Genomic DNA, 19459 nt, shown 5'->3' with positions numbered 1-19459 from the left:
CGCCCATTCTGCGCCTAAAAAACGCCATGGCTCAACCCCACGCCTTGTAGGGCCTGGATTTGCGGCGCCCAATCCGATGAAAAGTCTTTTAGGGGAACCCCCAGGGCTCATCACAGCCTAAACTGCGCAAACGAACCTGAAGGAGTGTGCCCGATGAGCCGTATCGAAACCGACAGCCTGGGAGAAGTCCATGTCCCGGATGACGCTTACTGGGGCGCGCAGACCCAACGCTCGCTGGTGAACTTCGCCATCGGCGAACAACGCATGCCCCTCGCGGTACTGCACGCCCTGGCCCTGGTCAAGAAAGCCGCGGCACGCGTCAACGACCGCAATGGCGACCTGCCTGCCGACATCGCCCGCCTGATCGAACAGGCCGCCGACGAAGTGCTGGCGGGTCAACACGACGACCAGTTCCCCCTGGTGGTCTGGCAGACCGGCAGCGGCACCCAGAGCAACATGAACGCCAACGAAGTGATCGCCGGCCGCGCCAATGAGCTGGCGGGCAACCCGCGAGGCGGCAAGAGCCCGGTGCACCCCAACGATCATGTCAACCGCTCCCAGAGTTCCAATGACTGCTTCCCGACCGCCATGAGCATTGCGACTGTACAAGCAGTGCATCAGCGCTTGTTGCCGGCGATCGCGACACTGTCCGGCGGGCTGGCCGAGTTGGCCGCGCGGCATATGAAGCTGGTGAAGACCGGTCGCACCCACATGATGGATGCCACGCCGATCACCTTTGGCCAGGAACTCTCAGCCTTTATCGCCCAGCTCGATTACGCCGAACGCGCGATTCGCAGCGCCCTGCCCGCCGTGTGCGAGCTGGCCCAGGGCGGCACCGCTGTCGGCACCGGGCTGAATGCGCCCCATGGGTTTGGCGAGGCGATTGCCGCCGAACTGGCGGCGCTGTCGGGACTGCCGTTTGTCACGGCGCCGAACAAATTCGCCGCCCTCTCCGGCCACGAGCCGCTGGTGACCCTGCATGGCGCGCTGAAAACCCTGGCCGTGGCCCTGATGAAAATCGCCAACGACCTGCGCCTGCTGGGCTCCGGCCCGCGCGCCGGGCTGGCGGAGGTGAAGTTGCCGGCCAACGAACCGGGCAGCTCGATCATGCCCGGCAAGGTCAACCCTACCCAGTGCGAAGCGCTGTCGATGCTGGCCTGCCAGGTCTTGGGCAACGACGTGACCATCGGCATCGCCGCCAGCCAAGGGCACTTGCAGTTAAATGTGTACAAGCCGGTGATCATTCACAACCTGCTGGAATCGATCCGCCTGCTGGCCGACGGCTGTAATAACTTCCAGGAACACTGCGTGGCCGGGCTCGAACCCGACCCCGTGCAGATGGCCGCACACCTGGAACGTGGATTGATGCTGGTCACAGCGCTCAACCCGCACATCGGCTACGACAAGTCCGCAGAGATCGCCAAGAAGGCTTACGCCGAAGGGTTGACGCTTCGGGAGGCGGCGCTGGACCTGGGCTACCTCACCGATGCGGAATTCGACCAATGGGTTCGACCGCAAGACATGCTGGGCGCCTAGCCTAGGACGTCACCCGCAACCGCCGGGCCTTGAGCCCGGCGAGCAACGACGGCGCCAGCGCCACGGTCGCCGAGCCCAGTACCACCACCAACGCCCCGGCATACCCCAGGGCGTTGATTTCTTCGGCCTGCACATATTCGGGCCACAGCCAAGCCGCCAAGGCCACCGCCACAAACGTCACCAGCGGCGTGAGCGACAGCGTCGCACTGACCCGCGAGGCTTCCCAGTGGGCGAGCGCTTCGGCAAAGGCGCCATAGGCCACCAGGGTATTCATGCAGCACGCCAGCAACAGCCAGCCTTGCAGCGGGCTCAGGTCCAGTGCCTCCAAGGGATGTGCCCAGGGCGTGAGCAACAACGCGCAGGTGAGGTAGATCACCATCATGACCTGCAACGAATTCCACACCGTCAGCAGCTGTTTCTGACCCAGGGCGTAGAACACCCAAATAGAGGTGGCGAGCAGGATCGTCAGTACCCCGGCCGTGTAGGCCCCGAGGGACGTCAGCAACTCTTCCAGGCGCTGATTGAAGAACAGGCCAAAGCCTGCGATCAACACAAACAACCCCAGCACCTGTCCGCGACTGAAGCGCTCCTTGAACACAAACACACTGGCGATCATCAAAAAGATCGGCCCCATCTGCACCACCAACTGCGCGGTGCCGGGGCTGAGCATTTTCAGGCCCACCAGGTACAACACATAGTTGCCCACCAGACCACACACCGCCATTCCCACCAGCCAGCCGCCCTTGGGGCCCAGCACCTTGCGGCTGGGCAGGCGTTTGGTAAGCGCCAGGTAGATGAACAGGCAACCACCGGCCACGGTCAGGCGAAACCAGGTGACGGTAATCGGGTCCATCACCTGCAGGACCTGTTTGAGTTTGATCGGCAGAATGCCCCAGAGCAGCGCGGTCAGCAGGGTCAGGAGAAAACCATAGACCCAGCGGCCGGAAGAGATGTGCATGAGCGCCTCAGAAGCCAGAGGAAGTGGAGCGGGCATTCTAGGGGCAAGCGCACAATTGTAGATACGCCGCAGTTCAAAATAGGGAAGCAGGGTGGGTGTAGTGAGCAGGCTTGCCCTGCGCTGGGCTGCGAAGCGGCCCCGACCCAGGCGCCGCGTTCTTTCAGGCAGAACTGGTTGGCAGGTTTTGGGGCCGCTTCGCGCCCCAGCGCAGGGCAAGCCTGCTCACTACACAAATCCGCTTCCGGTTCTAGCGCACGGCTTCGAAGAGCCCCGTCGCGCCCATGCCGCCGCCCACGCACATGGTGACGATGCCGTAGCGCAGATTACGCCGCTGCAACTCACGCACCAAATGCCCGACCTGCCGTGAACCGGTCATGCCGAACGGGTGCCCGATGGAGATCGAGCCGCCGTTGACGTTGTATCGGGCATTGTCGATTTCCAGGCGATTGCGCGCATACAGGCACTGGGAGGCGAACGCTTCGTTGAGTTCCCACAGGTCGATATCCGCCACCTGCAAACCCTTGGCCTTGAGCAGCTTAGGCACCGAGAACACCGGGCCGATGCCCATCTCGTCCGGTTCGCAGCCCGCCACGGTAAACCCACGGAAAAACGCCTTGGACTTGAGCCCCAGGGCCAGGGCTTTTTCCAGGCTCATCACCAGGGTCATCGACGCACCGTCGGAGAGCTGCGAGGAGTTGCCCGCCGTCACCGAGCCGTCCTCGGCGAACACCGGTTTCAAGCCCTGCAAGCTGGCCAGCGTAGTGTCGGGGCGGTTGCAGTCATCGCGATCAACGACGCCGTCAAGCACCTGTACTTCGCCGGTGTTCTTGTCCTCGACCTTGTACTTGACCGCCATCGGCACGATTTCATCGTTGAACAGCCCATCGGCCTGGGCCTGGGCAGTACGCTGCTGGCTTTGCAGGGCATACAGGTCCTGTTCTTCGCGGCTGACGTTGTAGCGACGCGCAACGATCTCGGCGGTCTGGCCCATGGGGAAGTAGAGGCCCGGCACCTGCTCTTTCAACAGCGGGTTGATCAGGTTGTCGGTGTTGACGCTTTTCAGGGTCAGGCTGATGGATTCGACACCCCCGGCGACGATGATATCGCTGCAGCCCGAGGCGATCTGGTTGGCGGCGATGGCAATCGCCTGCAACCCCGACGAGCAGAAACGGTTGAGGGTCATGCCCGCCGTCCCCGTACCCAGTTGCGAGAGCACCGCCACGTTGCGGCCGATGTTGTAGCCCTGCGCGCCTTCGTTGGAACCGGCACCGACGATGCAATCTTCCACCGTGGCCGGGTCGATGCCGTTGCGGGCGAGCAGCGCGTTGACGCAATGGGCCGCCATATCATCCGGGCGGGTCTGGTTGAACTTACCGCGAAAGGATTTGGCCAGGCCGGTTCGCACGCTGTCGACAATCACTACTTCACGCATGGGCTACCTCGATCGTGTGGTGGTTGGATCGAGCATAGAGCCAGCCCCGCGCAACCGCGACGATCATTCACCCGGCGTATACAAAAGCATGGCCCGCGTGCTCGCCCTGCGGTGACCTGGGTTGTTGTGGGGGCGATCCGGGCTTGTTGTTGTGATTGGGGTTGTTGTGGTGATTGAGGCTGTTGTAGTGAGCAGGCTTGCCCTGCGCTGGGCTGCGAAGCGGCCCCAAAACGTGCCAATCAGGTTTGTCTGAAAGGACGCGGCGCCTGGGTTGGGGCCGCTTCGCGCCCCAGCGCGGGGCAAGCCCGCTCACTACAATAGGCGAGCCCCAAAAACTGCCAATCAGGTTTGCCTGATAGGACACGGGCCCTGGGTTGGGGCTGCTCCGCAGCCCAGCGCGGGGCAAGCCCGCTCACTACAATAGGCAAGCCTGACGGCCATTATTTCTTTTTCTTTTTATCGTGCTTGTCGGACTTGGCGAACGCCTCCTCCAAGGCCAGGTTGATGGTGCGCAACACCTTGACGCGCGCCCAGCGCTTATCGTTGGCTTCCACCAGCGTCCAGGGCGCGACTTCGGTGCTGGTGCGGTCGACCATATCGCCCACGGCGGCGCGGTAGTCATCCCACTTGTCGCGGTTGCGCCAGTCGTCTTCGGTGATTTTGAAGCGCTTGAACGGGATCTCTTCACGCGCCTGGAAGCGTTCCAGTTGGGTCTGTTTGTCGATGGCCAGCCAGAACTTGACCACGATCACCCCTGCGTCGCGCAGTTGCTCTTCAAAGTCATTGATCTCGCCATAGGCGCGCAGCCAGTCGGCCGGAGTACAGAAGCCCTCGATCCGCTCCACCAGCACGCGGCCGTACCAGGAGCGGTCAAACACGGTGAACTTGCCCCGTGCCGGGATTTTCTGCCAGAACCGCCACAGGTAAGGCTGGGCACGTTCGTCTTCGGTGGGCGCGGCGATCGGCACGATATGGTACTGGCGTGGGTCAAGCGCCGCCGCCACCCGGCGAATCGCCCCGCCCTTGCCCGCCGCATCATTGCCTTCGAACACCGTGACCAGAGCGTGCTTGCGCATGCGTTTGTCGCGCATCAGGCCAGAAAACCGCGCCTGCTCGGTGATCAGCTGCTCTTCGTAATCGTCCTTGTCCAGGTGCAGCGTCATGTCGAGGCTGTTGAGCAGGCTCATCTGGTCGACAGCCGACGGCAACGGTGCCGGGTTCATGCCGCTGGCCTTGCCCTTGGGCAGTTTCAAGGCGTTTTGCAGGCCTTCGAGCAGGATCTTGCCCACGGTGAGGCTGCGATAGTTGCTGTCGACGCCTTCGATCACATGCCACGGCGCGTAGTCGCGACTGGTACGCCGCAGCACGCGCTCGCCGAAATGCACGAACTTGTCGTAGGTCTCGGACTGCTGCCAGTCCAACGGGCTGATGCGCCAGCTGTGCAACGGGTCATCGGCCAGGGCCTTGAGCCGCGCCTTCATCTGCTTCTTGGACAGGTGGAACCAGAACTTGAAGATCAGCGCGCCTTCGTCGCAGAGCATTTTTTCCAGGCGTTCGGCGCCGGCAATGGCCTGGTCAAGCCGGGCGTCCTTGATCTGCCCATGCACCCGGCCTTGCAGCATCTGGCTGTACCAGTTGCCGAAGAAAATCCCCATGCGCCCTTTGGCCGGCAGTTGGCGCCAGTAGCGCCAGGCCGGTGGCCGGGCGAGTTCTTCGTCGGTCTGCTGGTCGAAAGTGCGCACTTCAATCAGGCGCGGGTCCATCCATTCATTCAGCAGCTTGACCGTCTCGCCCTTGCCGGCGCCTTCGATGCCGTTGATCAGGATGATCACCGGGAAGCGCTTCTGCTGTTGCAGTTCGTACTGCACTTCCAGCAAGGCTTCGCGCAGGGCCGGCACTTCGGCCTCAAAGGTGTCTTTGTCGATGGCGTGACCGATTTCGGCGGATTCGAACATGGGCAGCTCCGTTTCAAGATGGCTCAAGACTAGCGGATTGGGCAACGCAGTGCGGGAGGAAATTCCACGCGTGCTTGCCGTAGGTCAATTCAACGCCTGTTGATCAGCTAGAATGGCCGCCTTGCCTTTGCCTGCTTCTATTGCCTATGAGTCGCCCATGAACCCCGTTACCCACGCCCAGCTCGACTGGGATGAGCAAGGTCGCCCACACTCGCGGGTCTTCGACGATGTGTACTTCTCCGACAAGTCGGGCCTTGAAGAAACGCGCTACGTGTTCCTCGAACAGAACCGTTTGCAGGAGCGCTTCGCCGCCCTGCCGGCCCAGGGCCACTTGGTAATTGGCGAAACCGGTTTCGGCACGGGGTTGAATTTTCTCTGCGCCTGGCAGTTGTTCGAGCAACACGCCGTGGCCGGTGCCCGCCTGCATTTTGTCAGCGTGGAAAAGTACCCGCTGAGCCACGCCGACCTGCAGCGTGCCCTCGCCCTTTGGCCGGAACTGCAGCCGTTTGCCGATCAGTTGCTGGCGCAGTACATCGCCATTCATCAAGGCTTCCAACGGCTGGTGTTGGCTCACGGCCGCGTGACGCTGACGCTGCTGATCGGCGACGCCCTGGAACAATTGCCCCAACTGGACGCCCAGGTCGACGCCTGGTTTCTCGACGGGTTTGCCCCGGCCAAGAACCCCGACATGTGGACCGCCGAGCTGTTTGCCGAACTGGCGCGGCTGGCGGCCCCCGGCTCGACCATCAGCACCTTTACCAGTACCGGCTGGGTGCGCCGCTTGATCAACGCCGCCGGCTTCAAGATGAAGCGCACGCCGGGCATCGGCCACAAGTGGGAAATCCTGCGCGGCGAGTTTCTCGGCTGGCCCGCCGAAACGCCCGCGCCGGAGGCTATCAAACCCTGGTTTGCCCGCCCCGCGCCGCTGCCCGGCGCGCGCACGGCCCTGGTGATCGGCGGCGGCCTGGCCGGCTGCACGAGCGCCGCCAGCCTGGCGGCACGCGGCTGGCAGGTGACGCTGCTGGAGCGTCACGCGGCGCTGGCGCAGGAAGCCTCGGGTAACCCGCAGGGCGTGCTGTACCTCAAGCTTTCGGCGCATGGCACGGCGCTGTCGCAATTGATCCTCAGCGGCTTCGGCCATACCCGCCGGCTGCTCGAACACCTGCACCGTGGCGTCGACTGGGACGGTTGCGGCGTGCTGCAACTGGCGTTTAATGCCAAGGAGGCCGAACGCCAGGCGCAGCTGGCCCAAGCCTTCGCGCCGGAGCTTTTGCACGTGCTGGATCAGGCGCAGGCCCAGGCGCGCGCCGGCGTCGCCTTGGAACACGGCGGGCTGTTTTTCCCCGAAGGCGGCTGGGTGCATCCGCCGGCACTGTGTGAGTGGCAAGCGTCACATCCGCTGATCACGCTGTTGCAGCATCGCGAGGCCCTTGAGTTGCGCCAGGCCGATGGCCAATGGCACGCCCACGACGGTCACACCCTGCTGGCCAGCGCCAGCGTGGTGGTGCTGGCCGGCGCCGCCGAGATCAACCGCTTCCCGGTCAGCGCCGAGCTGCCCCTCAAACGCATTCGCGGGCAAATCAGCCGCCTGCCGCAAACCCCGCAAAGCCAGGCACTGGCCACGGTGGTGTGCGCCGAGGGTTACGTCGCGCCTGCGCGCTTGGGGGAACATACGCTCGGCGCCAGCTTCAACTTCGCCAGCGAAGACCTCACCCCCAGCACCGCCGAACACCTCGGTAACCTGCAGATGTTGCGGGAAATCTCCGTTGACCTGCTGCAACGCCTGCACGCCGACACCCTCGACCCCGAGCACCTGCAAGGCCGTGCGGCCTTTCGCTGCACCAGCCCCGACTATCTACCGATTGTCGGGCCACTGGCCGACCGCGAGGCGTTCCACATGGCCTACGCGGCGCTGCGCAAGGATGCTCGGCAAGTCCCGGACATTGCCTGCCCCTGGCTCGATGGCCTGTATATCAACAGCGGGCACGGCTCACGGGGCCTCATCACCGCCCCGCTGGCGGCAGAGCTGCTGGCCGCCTGGCTGAATGACGAACCGCTGCCCGTCCCCGCCAGCGTCGCCCACGCCTGCCACCCCAACCGTTTTGCCCTGCGGGGATTGATCCGGGGCACGTCCTGAGGGTTTTACACACTGCACGCCTGGGCAAGTCGCTCGACGGTCTCCAGGGCATCCTGCGTCAAGCTGTTCGCCAAGCTATCCAGCGACGCCCTGCGTTCAACCTGTAACGCAACGGTGTCATCAAGGTAGCCGTCGTCATTCACCGAAAGCGTATCCAGGCGCGTGCTGAAGCGGTCTTCGACGGCCTGGAACTCGGTGACGTATTGGCGTCTCAAGTACTCCAGCCAGTAGCTCTGGTCCGCAATAAATGTGGCCAGGCTCGATGACATCTCCCGTGTGGTGACTTGCTGCACCGCCTCCTGGATATCTTCATCGCTGACACCACCCACGTGCTGATAGGCAATGTTGGAGGACTGCCCAGGCAAATCCAGCGTCTCGGCCAGCCGACTGCGGTACACCAGCCGAACCTGCAGTTTGTCGATCACTTTATTGCGCAGGCTGTAGTCGTCGGAAATCATGTCCAACTGCGCCATGCGAAACAGCTGGCGCCCCAGTTTCAACTGTGTCGCCACATCGAGCTGATCGGGCTGGATCAGACCCGCCTCGCCCACGGCCTGGTCAAGCAACACGGCGACCTCCATCTCACTGAAACAGTAGGCCGCGCCATCGATGCAATTGGGCAGCCCCTCTGGAAGGCTGAACAGAAAATCGCGCAGTTTATGGTCCTTTGCCGCGGCATCCAGTACCCCCCAGACCCGGCGTCGCAATTCGACCGGCACCTGCCGGAATTCATTGGAGCGGGTCATCTGGCGTATCACGCTGAAGAACGCTTCGGAATTCCATTCGTCTCGCAACTTTTGCCACGTGTCCTGGCGCTGCAAATAGGTCGCGGCTGAATCACCTTGCACCAGCGCTTCCCTGGCGAACTGTTCGCTGAGCATGCCGATCTCGTCGTCCATCAGGCCCATTCCCACTCCCGTGCGCTGCTGGTACGCCTTGAGTTTTGCCAGGCTGCGCGAGGAGACGGGGTTATGCGACAGTTGAATTTTTTCGGTGACCGCAATCGGGGCACTGAACAGCGCCTCGGGCAGCTCGACGATATCGTTGCCCTCCAGCATGGCGCTTTCTAAATGCAGGCGCGTCAGCAACCCAGAGGGCAGCTCTCGGGCCCGTGTTTCGCTCAGGTTCAGCTTACGCAATTGCTTCATGGCGCTCACATCCGGGGTTTCGCCTAACGGGTTTTTTGCCAGGTTCAAGGTGTGCAGGTTGCTCATGGCTGCCAACTTGAGCGCCGCCTGGCCGGAAAGATTGATCCGATTATTGGCCAGGCTCAACGACTCCAGCTTCGGCATATGGGACAACACCTCCGGCAACCAACGTATCTGGTTACCATCGAGCCGTAGCTCCCGCACGCTTTTGAAGGCTTTGAGAAAGTAGGCCACATCAGACTCCAGGGCCATGTTGCGCAGGGACAGAATCTGCACATGGTCGAATGCCATATCAGCCGGCCATATCGGCAAACGCCCCACGCGCATGTCGTCAAGCACCAGCCCCGGGTACGAAATCTGCCGATAGCTTTTCGCCCGAGTCATCTGGCTCCAACAATCGCGCAGCCGATCAGCGACCTGTTGCCGGCTTTGGCGATAGTCATGGGGGGACCCGCCCTGGCGCGGGACGGTCACCTCCTCACTGACCCAATCCTTGAGTGTGCGATCCAGTATTGCCTTTTGCCGATGGCGTTGCTCAAGGGCTCGGGCCCGTTCCAGATCCGTATTTCCCAGCCCTTTTAGAAACTCATCGACCTGTCGGTCGGTGAACTCGGGGTAGAGCTTTCGGACCTTGCGCACCATGCTACGGGTGTAGTGGATGGCCGTCCCAATGAGCGGTGAATCGGCCTGCACGCAGCTCGGTACCACGCGCCGTGGCTTGCCTTCAAACGCCCGCAGGGCGTCCGCGCGTCGGGTACTGGAAACGTCAAATAGCCGATAGCGCAACAATTCGGCGTTTACTCCGCTGGGCACGCTCACGCTCAATGCCGCGCGCTGTTCGGCGGGCATGGCCTGCAGCAGGGCCTGGTAGAAACCGGCGCCCCCCTCGCCACCCTCGCCGAGTTTCTGGCCTGCGACGCCATACGCCTGGAAGTGGGTACCGGTCTGCACGACTACGTTACCCGGCTCTGCGCCTGGCGCCTCTGCGCTGGCAAGCAGCGGACCTTTGAGCGAGCCTTCTCGCAACTGTACGGCCCCCTTGGCCGGCCAGCCGGGCATATGCGGCAATAATTGCGTGGATAAGCGCCATGTCTGCGCATCGGCCAGCGCCGGCAGATAAAAGCTGGTATTGATGCGGTCAAGGCGGATGCCGGCCTGGGCCTCCTTCGCCGTCTGCGAAAGGCTCAGGGGGACCTTGCGGGAATAGCGCAAATAGCTGCGATCGACACTGGAGGCGTTTTCGATCAACGCCTGGGCGACCCGTACCGGCAAGCCCGGCACCTGTTCCGCCAACAGGGCCTGCCAGCCGCCGACAGGCTGGTCGTATTCCTGATAGAGCCGGTTAAACAGGGGTTGCCGGTTGGCTTTGAGCGACCGTGCCAAGCGTGCGGCCAGGAGCCGCGACTTGTCACCCGTCACTCCGTTGCCCAGCAATGTGTCCAGTTCCTGCGCAGACAAGCCATCGACCACGGTACGCAGCAGGTTGCCCGTGCCCAACTGATCCCGTGCGACGTGAATGCTGAGGGTTTCATCCACCCGGGCTTCGGCGGGGTACCTGACGACCTCGTTTGTGGTGTCATCCAACACTTTGATATAGCGCCCCTCTGGCCACTCACGCATCAGGGGCAACGCCTTGAGCTGCAGTTCATCGCTGGCAACGGTGGCGGTGCTGCGACTTTCCAACTGGGTAATCAGTTCGCTGATCGTGTGATCCAGGCGGAAGCGTTCCGCGCAATCGTTGAAACTGGCCGGCAACCGCAGATTGCGTCCGGCCAGTTGGCGCAGCGGCTCGACCTCGGTACCGGTTGCAATCAACGCCTGCTCCAGGCGTCGCGGCTCGACGGCCTCAATACGCGGCTCCAAGCGCCCGAGGGTGTACAACGCGCCCCAGTCCTCGGGACGCTCGTAGATATGTTTCCAACCACCCGCTCCGTTGTGCTCCACCGGGGGGGCAAAGGCATCGCTGCGCACCGGATGTCGGATGCGCCAACTGTCTATCTCGGGATCAAATGCCACCCGGTACGTCTGCCCGGTGTGCTTGATGAAGGACAGCCCATCCACGTTGTACACGACCTCGGCGTCGGACAACTGTTCGGAACCGATCCTCATGGGATGCTGGTAAGGCATCAGGGTCGACCGCCACAGACGGCGCTGACCATTGACGCTCTGCACGGCCTCAAAACTGTCGAAGAATTCCAGGCTGCGGGTAAAACTGCGTTTAACGGCACCCCCGACTGACACACCGGCGGAAAACAACACCATGTCCGCGAGGCTGTCCACCACAGCGCGCAAGTGTTCAAATGCCCGCACCTTATCCTTGTGCTGCCAGTCCTCCACGCCGTCGTAGACTTCACCGAGCATTTGCCCGATCGCCACTCCCATCATCAACTGGCCTATCACCGGGACGAAAAGGCCGGCGATATTGGCGATGGTCAACCCGGTGCTCAAGTAACCCAGGCGCCGCTCTTCACGCGCCTGCTCGTCAATGTCCTCGGTCGGCACGGCGAGTATCCGTGCGTCTTTCTGCATCTTGCCGATCAAGCTCTCGAAAAAGAACTGAAACAGCCCCTTGGTCATCGGGCATGCATCGATCACGCCCAATGACGAACGGCTGGAAAGTTCCTTGTAAAAATCCAGCCGGATCTCTTCGTCGAGATAACGAGAGAACGATTGGGCATAGGCTTGCACTTTCAAGGTATCGGACAAGTAGGTCTGAAAAGCCTCAAAGCTCGTGTATTCATAGAGGGGCCGGTACAGGTCTCCGGGCATGTAGACGACGCAGGGGGTTTGGGGGTGTTTGTCGATCGGTTCAGCGGAAAAAACCACGACGCCCCAAATGCAGGCGTCGAGTATTTTCAAACCCTGCCAAACCAGCGGCGTGTCGCGGTAACGCACGGCCTCCACCTGCTCGCGCGTGATGTCTTCGCCATTGTGGGTCAGCGCCAGCAACATGCCATAAGCCTCGACACCGATGACGCCCTGGGAGTAGGCGATAAAAACGTCGGTGCGCATTTCATGCACTTTCAAGCGCTTGATATCAGTCGCATCCGGGTTGTACACCGACTCCTGCGCCTGGGGCGTCAACAGGTTGATCGACGCTTTCAGGTGTTTCTGGTAACGATCGCCCAGGTTCAACTTCCGGCAAAACCGCACAAAACCTGCCGCGCTGATATCAACGACAACCGTCGGGGTACCGCCTTGATGAATATTGGCATTGGGCGCAAGCACCACCGTACGCGTCTCGTCCTCCGAGAAGTTGCGCATGGCTGCCTCGAGCAGCGTCTGTTTTTCCACGCTGTAGGTCACGTAGCGTTGGGGATGCGGCAAGATCGCATCCACCTTCACATGGGCTCGCTTGATCCACAACTCGTCAGACTCGACATTCAGTGACACGCCGTACTCGGACAACAACGCAGCGGTCAACGTCTCGACACAAAACCGCTTCAGGCTTTTCAGCCGGGCAAAAATCCTTCTGACCTTGTCGTCATAAGGGCCAGCGCTCTTAAAGTTATCCTCCATTTGCGCCAATACCTGAGGTTTAGCCTTGTACATCCAGCTCGGTATTTTTTGGTGCAGTACGTCGGCTTTGTCCAAGTCGCCGGTCAGTTGTAAAAGAGCCGCCAGCTTCATCTCGGGGCTCAAGGGTTGGGGAGTGGCAGGGGTCACTGCAGGCATAGCAATCGTCCGTATGGCGGGTATTTCGCCAGACCTTATCAACGGGCTCAAGGCTATTGCGCCTAGCTATCTAACACCCCTCCCTTGGCTCATTAGCGCACTGATGCCCAATCGCCTTATAACCGATCGTTCTAAAACTCCCATCCACCACACGGGTCAGTTTCTCAACGCCCGGCCTTTTTGGCGTGCAGTATTTCATCCCTCCCCAACGGAAAAACCGGTAAGGAATTTATGTGCGGATTAGCTGGAGAGTTACGTTTCGATGCCCAACCTGCCGACCTGGCAGCTATTGAGCGCATCACCCATCACTTGGCCCCGCGTGGGCCTGACGCCTGGGGCTTTCATGCCCAGGGGCCTGTGGCGCTGGGCCATCGGCGCTTGAAAATCATGGACCTGTCGGATGGCTCTGCCCAACCGATGGTCGACGCCCAACTGGGGCTGTCCCTGGCGTTCAACGGCGCGATCTACAACTTCCCTGAACTGAGAGAAGAGCTGGAAGCCCTCGGCTACGCCTTCTACTCCGGCGGCGACACCGAAGTGCTGCTCAAGGGTTATCACGCCTGGGGCGAAGCGCTGCTGCCCAAGCTCAATGGCATGTTCGCGTTCGCCATCTGGGAACGTGATGCCCAACGCCTGTTTATTGCCCGTGACCGTCTGGGCGTGAAGCCGCTGTACCTGTCGCGCACCGGCCAGCGCATGCGCTTTGCGTCGGCCTTGCCGGCGCTGCTCAAAGGCGGGGATATCAACCCGATCCTCGATCCGGTGGCACTCAATCACTACTTGAACTTCCACGCCGTGGTGCCCGCGCCCCGTACCTTGCTGGCAGGCATCGAAAAACTGCCGCCGGCGAGCTGGATGCGCATCGACGCCAACGGCAAGACCGAGCAGAAAACCTGGTGGACCCTGCCCTACGGCCCGCATGACGACGAACGCAACCTGAGCCTGGAAGACTGGACTGACCGCGTACTCGACAGCACCCGCGAAGCCGTGGCCATCCGCCAACGCGCCGCCGTGGATGTCGGCGTGCTGCTGTCCGGCGGCGTCGATTCGAGCATGCTCGTGGGCTTGCTGCGTGAAGTCGGCGTGCAAGATCTGTCGACCTTCTCCATCGGCTTTGAAGACGCCGGTGGCGAGCGTGGCGACGAGTTCCAGTACTCGGACCTGATCGCCAAGCACTACGGCACCCGTCATCATCAATTGCGCATCGCCGAAAGCGAGATCATCGAGCAACTCCCGGCGGCGTTCCGTGCCATGAGCGAGCCGATGGTCAGCCATGACTGCATCGCTTTCTACCTGTTGTCACGGGAAGTGGCCAAGCATTGCAAAGTGGTGCAGAGCGGCCAGGGCGCCGACGAACTGTTTGCCGGTTACCACTGGTACCCGCAGGTGGACGGCGCCGCCGATCCCTACGCCGCGTATCGCGATGCGTTTTTCGACCGCAGCTACGACGACTATGCCGCCACCGTCGCGCCCAAATGGCTGACCGCCAACGACGCCGCCGGTGACTTCGTGCGCGAGCACTTCGCCATGCCCGGCGCGGATGCGGCAGTGGACAAAGCCCTGCGCCTGGATAGCACGGTCATGCTGGTGGACGACCCGGTCAAACGCGTCGACAACATGACCATGGCCTGGGGCCTGGAAGCGCGTACGCCGTTCCTCGACTACCGCTTGGTTGAGCTGTCGGCCCGTGTACCCGGCAAATTCAAGTTGCCCGACGGCGGCAAGCAGGTGTTGAAAGAGGCCGCGCGCCGGGTGATCCCGAGCGAAGTGATCGACCGCAAGAAAGGTTACTTCCCCGTGCCAGGCCTCAAACACTTGCAGGGCGATACCCTGAACTGGGTGCGTGAATTGTTGCTGGACCCGAGCCAGGATCGCGGCCTGTTCAATCCCGCCATGCTCGACCGCTTGCTGACCGACCCGCAAGGCCAATTGACCCCGCTGCGCGGCTCCAAGCTGTGGCAACTGGCGGCGCTGAACCTGTGGCTCAGCGAACAAGGAATCTGAGTAATGAAACCTCTCGCAGCGGCTTACAGCCAACGCTTGTTGAAGGGCCAGGCGCCGACCTATGAGCGCCTGCAGGCCCGCCTGGCGGAAGATGGCAGCCCCTTGGCCGCCGAGCCGATTGCCGTGCATTGCGGATGGGGCCGCTTGTTGATCGGGCACACCTTTCCCGACCCGGCGACCCTGGCCCAGGAACTGCTGAATGAACAGCCGGGCGAGCGCGACATCGCACTCTATGTGGCTGCACCGCAGCAGATTCTCGGGATCGATCCGCAGCAACTGTTCCTCGACCCGTCAGACACGCTGCGCCTGTGGTTCACCGACTATCGGCCGGCCACCCGGGTATTTCGCGGGTTCCGCATTCGTCGGGTGCAGACCGAAGCCGATTGGCTGGCCGTCAACCAGCTCTACCAAGGACGCGGCATGTTGCCCGTCGACGCCGAACGCCTTACGCCGCGCCATGCCGGTGGGCCTGTCTACTGGCTGGCGGAAGATGAAGACAGCGGCGCGGTGATCGGCAGCGTCATGGGCCTCAACCACCAGAAAGCCTTTCATGACCCGGAAAACGGCTGCAGCCTGTGGTGCCTGGCCGTGGACCCGCAGTGCACCCGCCCTGGCGTGGGTGAGGTGCTGGTGCGCCACTTGGTGGAACACTTCATGAGCCGTGGCCTGAGCTACTTGGACCTGTCCGTGCTGCACGATAACCGCCAGGCCAAGAACCTTTACGCCAAGCTGGGGTTCAGGGCGCTGACCACCTTTGCGATCAAACGTAAGAACGGCATCAACCAGCCGCTGTTTCTCGGCCCGGGTCCGCAGGCAGGCTTTAACCCTTATGCCCGGATCATCGTCGAAGAAGCGCATCGGCGCGGTATCGATGTGCAGGTGGATGACGCCGACGCGGGCTTATTCACCCTCAGTCACGGGGGGCGCCGTGTGCGTTGCCGTGAGTCGTTGAGCGACCTGACCAGCGCCATCAGCATGACCTTGTGCCAGGACAAGAGCCTGACCCACAAAGTGCTCAAGGCGGCCGGTTTGAAACTGCCGTCGCAACAACTGGCGGGCAGCGCCGATGACAACCTGGAGTTCCTCGACGAGCACCAGCGCGTCGTCGTCAAGCCGCTGGACGGTGAGCAAGGCCAGGGCGTGGCGGTGGATTTGCAGAGCATCGAAGAGGTGCAGCAGGCGATTGAAGCGGCGCGCCAGTTTGACAGCCGTGTGCTGCTGGAAAGCTTTCATGAAGGCCTGGACCTGCGCATCCTGGTGATCGGTTTCGAGGTGGTTGCGGCTGCGATTCGTCGTCCTGCGGAAGTGACCGGTGACGGTCAACATTCCATCGGCGCGTTGATCGAAGCCCAGAGCCGTCGTCGCCAGGCGGCGACTGATGGCGAAAGCAAAATCCCTGTCGACGCCGAAACCGAACGCACCCTGCACGCGGCCGGCTATGACTACAGCAGCATCCTGCCACGTGGCAAAACCCTGGCCGTGCGCCGTACCGCCAACCTGCACACCGGCGGTTGCCTGGAAGACGTCACCGCCATCCTGCACCCCACGCTGGTGGACGCCGCCGTACGCGCCGCCCGCGCCCTGGACATCCCCATGGTCGGCCTGGACCTGATGGTGCCTGCCGCCGACCAGCCCGAGTACGTGTTTATCGAAGCTAACGAACGGGCCGGCCTGGCCAATCATGAACCGCAGCCTACCGCGGAAAAATTTGTGGATTTGCTGTTTCCCCATAGCTGAACGATCCGAACCCCAGGAGTCTTTATGAGCCGAACCATCCCAGAACCGGATCTGAATTACCTGCAAAAAGTCCTACTGGAAATGCTCGCCATTCCCAGCCCCACCGGATTTACCGACACCATCGTGCGGTATGTCGCCGAGCGCCTGGAAGAACTGGGCATCCCCTTCGAGATGACCCGGCGCGGCACCATCCGCGCCACCCTCAAGGGCCAGAAAAACAGCCCTGACCGTGCGGTGTCCGCCCACTTGGACACCATCGGCGCCGCCGTGCGTGCGATCAAGGACAACGGCCGCCTGAGCCTGGCGCCCGTAGGTTGCTGGTCGAGCCGGTTTGCCGAAGGCAGCCGCGTCAGCCTGTTTACCGATAATGGCGTGATCCGTGGCAGCGTGTTGCCGTTGATGGCCTCCGGGCACGCGTTCAACACCGCCGTGGATGAAATGCCGGTGAGTTGGGACCACGTCGAGTTGCGCCTCGACGCCTACTGCGCGACCCGTGCCGATTGCGACTCCCTGGGCATTGGTATCGGCGACTATGTGGCCTTCGACCCGCTGCCGGAATTCACCGAGAGTGGGCACATCAGCGCCCGCCACCTGGACGACAAGGCCGGCGTCGCCGCCCTGCTCGCCGCGCTCAAGGCCATCGTCGACAGTGGCGAGCCCTTGCTGATCGACTGCCACCCGCTGTTCACCATCACCGAAGAAACCGGCAGTGGCGCAGCGGCCGCCCTGCCCTGGGACGTCAGTGAATTTGTCGGCATCGATATCGCTCCGGTCGCTCCCGGCCAGCACTCCAGCGAGCATGCGGTGAGCGTGGCCATGCAGGACTCCGGCGGGCCGTATGACTATCACCTGTCCCGTCACTTGCTACGTTTGGCGTCTGACCACGAACTGCCGGTGCGCCGCGACCTGTTCCGCTATTACTTCAGCGATGCGCACTCGGCCGTGACCGCCGGGCACGACATCCGCACTGCGCTGCTGGCGTTTGGTTGCGATGCGACCCACGGCTATGAGCGCACCCATATCGACAGCCTCGCGGCGCTGAGTCGCCTGTTGGGCGCCTACATTCTCAGCCCGCCGGTGTTCGCCAGCGATGCGCAACCGGCCCAGGGCTCGCTGGATCGGTTCAGTCATCAGATCGAGCACGAGACGCAGATGGAGAGCGACACACGCGTGCCCTCGGTGGACAGCCTGGTCGGCAATAAGTCCTGACGCTGGCAACTCTGATCCCGGCGCAGTAGGATCGCCGGGATCCATCACCCGAGGCTTGTATGCTGATTCCCTACGATGCACTTGAAGTCGACACGCTGACGCGCCTGATCGAAGACTTCGTCACCCGTGACGGCACCGACAATGGTGACGACACGCCCCTGGAGACCCGCGTGCTGCGCGTACGCCAGGCGCTCACCAAGGGGCAGGCGCTGATCGTGTTCGACCCGGACAGCGAGCAGTGCCAGTTGATGCTCAAGCACGACGTGCCCAAGCATCTGTTCGACTGAGATCAGAGATTGGGCACCGGCACCGGATGGGTCGTGGCGCCCAGCCGATCGCGGATCTTCTGGTAGACCTCGGCACGGTGTACATGCACCCCGTTCGGCGCCTCCACACCGAATTTCACTTGGCTGCCGTTCAATTCAAGAATGTGTACGGCGATGTCATCACCGATAGAGATGACTTCGCCTACGGCGCGGCTTAAGACCAGCATGGCGGATGTCCTTATTAGCAATGAAAGGACCTCGACCATGCGCGCTCGGTGTCGGAGCATCAATGGCTTGCGACGAAATCAGGCAGGCCCTACGTACGCAGGTAAATTACCTGACAGACCGCTACCGGCTCAGGCCTTGGCAGCCTGAGCCTTGGCGCGCATCTTGTCGGCCATAGTGGTCATTTCATCATAGAGCAACTGCGGATTCTTCTGCTTCAACGCCCAGGCCATGCGCCCCTGTTCGTGGGGCAGGATCATGAACTCACCCGCCGCGACGCGTTGATAGATGTAATCGGCGATATCCGCCGCCGAGATCGGCGAACTCTCCAGCAGCTTGCCCACTTGGGCCTTCATCGCTGGGGTCGGTCCACGGAACGAGTCGAGCAGGTTGGTCTGGAAGAACGATGGGCAGACCACATGCACGCCGACCTCCTGTTGCTTGAGTTCCACCAGCAGGCTTTCCGACAGCGCTACCACGCCAGCCTTGGCCACGTTGTAGTTGCTCATCGCCGGCCCCTGCATCAGCGCGGCCATGGACGCGATGTTGATGATACGGCCCTTGCTCTTTTCCAGCAGCGGCAGGAACGCCTTGCACCCCTTGACCACGCCCATCAGGTTGATTGCGATCTGCCAGTCCCAGTCCTCCAGGGACAGTTCGGCAAAGAAGCCTCCCGAGGCGACGCCGGCATTGTTGACGATCACATCAACCCCGCCGAGCTTTACCTCGCAGGCTTGGGCGAATGCAGTGAGCTGGCTGTAGTCGCGCACGTCGCAACGCTGGACGAAGCCATCACCCCCGGCTTCACGCACCCATTTGAGGGTTTCCTGCAGCCCCGGCTCGCTGACATCCGACAAGGCCAACTGCCAACCCTCGCGGGCCCAACGCAGCGCGATTTCACGACCCAGGCCGGACCCGGCGCCAGTGATCATCATGCGATTTTGCATAGAAAGTAGCCTTGTGGTTCACGGAAGAAGTGACCGGCAGTGTAGCGAAGGTTTTTCCAGCCCCCACCCACCATCAGATTGATGAATGCCCCTGGCAAACCAGCGGCTGGGTCGGAGGGTTGCGTATAGCCTAAGTTCAATATTTTTCAACTAATCGGGCGCAGTTGCGAACTGCATTAAAAGAAATAAGCAAGTGTGCGAAATGCTTTAAAAAAATACTGAATTTTCCA

General features: G+C 62.1%; 12 protein-coding genes. 6 read left to right on the top strand and 6 right to left on the bottom strand.

The annotated features are described in order from the left end of the window. The first annotated feature begins 153 nt into the window (after nucleotides 1-153). A complete protein-coding gene (locus BM403_RS16640; protein ID WP_046036071.1) occupies nucleotides 154-1536 on the top strand; it encodes a class II fumarate hydratase in 1383 nt (460 codons plus the stop codon). 1 nt (nucleotide 1537) lies between these two features. Here the strand turns inward: BM403_RS16640 and BM403_RS16635 are convergent, their stop codons facing one another. From BM403_RS16635 to pap, 3 genes are all read right to left on the bottom strand, one after another. Then, nucleotides 1538-2494 (bottom strand): DMT family transporter, encoded by a 957-nt coding sequence (locus BM403_RS16635; protein WP_015885085.1) that lies wholly within the window; start codon nucleotides 2492-2494, stop codon nucleotides 1538-1540. Between the two features lie 247 nt (nucleotides 2495-2741). Then, entirely contained in the window at nucleotides 2742-3926 is a 1185-nt protein-coding gene (locus tag BM403_RS16630) for a thiolase family protein (protein ID WP_093543783.1), read from the bottom strand. Nucleotides 3927-4366: 440 nt separating this feature from the next. Next, entirely contained in the window at nucleotides 4367-5881 is a 1515-nt protein-coding gene (gene pap / locus BM403_RS16625) for a polyphosphate:AMP phosphotransferase (protein ID WP_015885087.1), read from the bottom strand. 157 nt (nucleotides 5882-6038) lie between these two features. Here pap and mnmC point away from each other — a divergent pair, with 157 nt between their 5' ends. Further along, nucleotides 6039-8018: a bifunctional tRNA (5-methylaminomethyl-2-thiouridine)(34)-methyltransferase MnmC2/FAD-dependent 5-carboxymethylaminomethyl-2-thiouridine(34) oxidoreductase MnmC1 gene (gene mnmC, locus BM403_RS16620; protein WP_093543781.1), complete on the top strand. Its 1980-nt coding sequence runs from the start codon at nucleotides 6039-6041 to the stop codon at nucleotides 8016-8018. A 5-nt stretch (nucleotides 8019-8023) separates the two neighbouring features. Here the strand turns inward: mnmC and BM403_RS16615 are convergent, their stop codons facing one another. Then, nucleotides 8024-12841 carry an NEL-type E3 ubiquitin ligase domain-containing protein gene (locus tag BM403_RS16615; RefSeq protein WP_093543779.1) on the bottom strand — a complete coding sequence of 1606 codons (4818 nt, stop codon included), beginning with the start codon at nucleotides 12839-12841 and terminating at the stop codon, nucleotides 8024-8026. Nucleotides 12842-13072: 231 nt separating this feature from the next. Between BM403_RS16615 and BM403_RS16610 the strand changes: the two genes are divergently transcribed. From BM403_RS16610 to BM403_RS16595, 4 genes are read left to right on the top strand one after another with little or no spacing between them, the layout of a single operon-like run. Next, the gene (locus tag BM403_RS16610; RefSeq protein ID WP_015885090.1) at nucleotides 13073-14845 is read left to right on the top strand and encodes an N-acetylglutaminylglutamine amidotransferase; all 1773 of its coding nucleotides are present in this window, start codon (nucleotides 13073-13075) and stop codon (nucleotides 14843-14845) included. A 3-nt stretch (nucleotides 14846-14848) separates the two neighbouring features. After that, complete coding sequence (gene ngg / locus BM403_RS16605; RefSeq protein WP_015885091.1) at nucleotides 14849-16582, top strand: N-acetylglutaminylglutamine synthetase; 1734 nt, start codon at nucleotides 14849-14851, stop codon at nucleotides 16580-16582. A gap of 24 nt (nucleotides 16583-16606) precedes the next feature. Further along, nucleotides 16607-17791, top strand: a complete 1185-nt coding sequence (locus BM403_RS16600) for an osmoprotectant NAGGN system M42 family peptidase (RefSeq protein ID WP_015885092.1) — start codon at nucleotides 16607-16609, stop codon at nucleotides 17789-17791. Between the two features lie 59 nt (nucleotides 17792-17850). After that, the gene (locus BM403_RS16595; protein ID WP_003236706.1) at nucleotides 17851-18078 is read left to right on the top strand and encodes a YheU family protein; all 228 of its coding nucleotides are present in this window, start codon (nucleotides 17851-17853) and stop codon (nucleotides 18076-18078) included. Between the two features lie 2 nt (nucleotides 18079-18080). On the opposite strand, the gene csrA is transcribed toward BM403_RS16595, so the two are convergent. Together csrA and BM403_RS16585 are read right to left on the bottom strand one after the other, a co-directional pair. Next, on the bottom strand, nucleotides 18081-18284 hold the full coding sequence (gene csrA, locus BM403_RS16590) for a carbon storage regulator CsrA (protein ID WP_015885093.1): 204 nt from the start codon (nucleotides 18282-18284) through the stop codon (nucleotides 18081-18083). Nucleotides 18285-18413: 129 nt separating this feature from the next. Beyond that, nucleotides 18414-19229, bottom strand: a complete 816-nt coding sequence (locus tag BM403_RS16585; protein WP_093543777.1) for an SDR family oxidoreductase — start codon at nucleotides 19227-19229, stop codon at nucleotides 18414-18416. Nucleotides 19230-19459 lie beyond the last annotated feature (230 nt).

Origin of the sequence: Pseudomonas sp. OV546 (assembly GCF_900116845.1) — a bacterium.
Taxonomy (GTDB): Bacteria; Pseudomonadota; Gammaproteobacteria; order Pseudomonadales; family Pseudomonadaceae; genus Aquipseudomonas; species Aquipseudomonas petroselini.
The sequence above is the reverse complement of the archived record's forward strand: the minus strand, read 5'-3'. Positions and strand labels throughout refer to the sequence as shown.

Coding starts and splice junctions, on each gene's coding strand:
- BM403_RS16615 (WP_093543779.1), bottom strand. CDS start 12,841: ATGCCTGCAGTGACCCCTGCCACTCCCCAACCCTTGAGCCCCGAGATG.
- BM403_RS16585 (WP_093543777.1), bottom strand. CDS start 19,229: ATGCAAAATCGCATGATGATCACTGGCGCCGGGTCCGGCCTGGGTCGT.
- csrA (WP_015885093.1), bottom strand. CDS start 18,284: ATGCTGGTCTTAAGCCGCGCCGTAGGCGAAGTCATCTCTATCGGTGAT.
- BM403_RS16635 (WP_015885085.1), bottom strand. CDS start 2,494: ATGCACATCTCTTCCGGCCGCTGGGTCTATGGTTTTCTCCTGACCCTG.
- BM403_RS16630 (WP_093543783.1), bottom strand. CDS start 3,926: ATGCGTGAAGTAGTGATTGTCGACAGCGTGCGAACCGGCCTGGCCAAA.
- pap (WP_015885087.1), bottom strand. CDS start 5,881: ATGTTCGAATCCGCCGAAATCGGTCACGCCATCGACAAAGACACCTTT.
- BM403_RS16640 (WP_046036071.1), top strand. CDS start 154: ATGAGCCGTATCGAAACCGACAGCCTGGGAGAAGTCCATGTCCCGGAT.
- BM403_RS16600 (WP_015885092.1), top strand. CDS start 16,607: ATGAGCCGAACCATCCCAGAACCGGATCTGAATTACCTGCAAAAAGTC.
- mnmC (WP_093543781.1), top strand. CDS start 6,039: ATGAACCCCGTTACCCACGCCCAGCTCGACTGGGATGAGCAAGGTCGC.
- BM403_RS16595 (WP_003236706.1), top strand. CDS start 17,851: ATGCTGATTCCCTACGATGCACTTGAAGTCGACACGCTGACGCGCCTG.
- ngg (WP_015885091.1), top strand. CDS start 14,849: ATGAAACCTCTCGCAGCGGCTTACAGCCAACGCTTGTTGAAGGGCCAG.
- BM403_RS16610 (WP_015885090.1), top strand. CDS start 13,073: ATGTGCGGATTAGCTGGAGAGTTACGTTTCGATGCCCAACCTGCCGAC.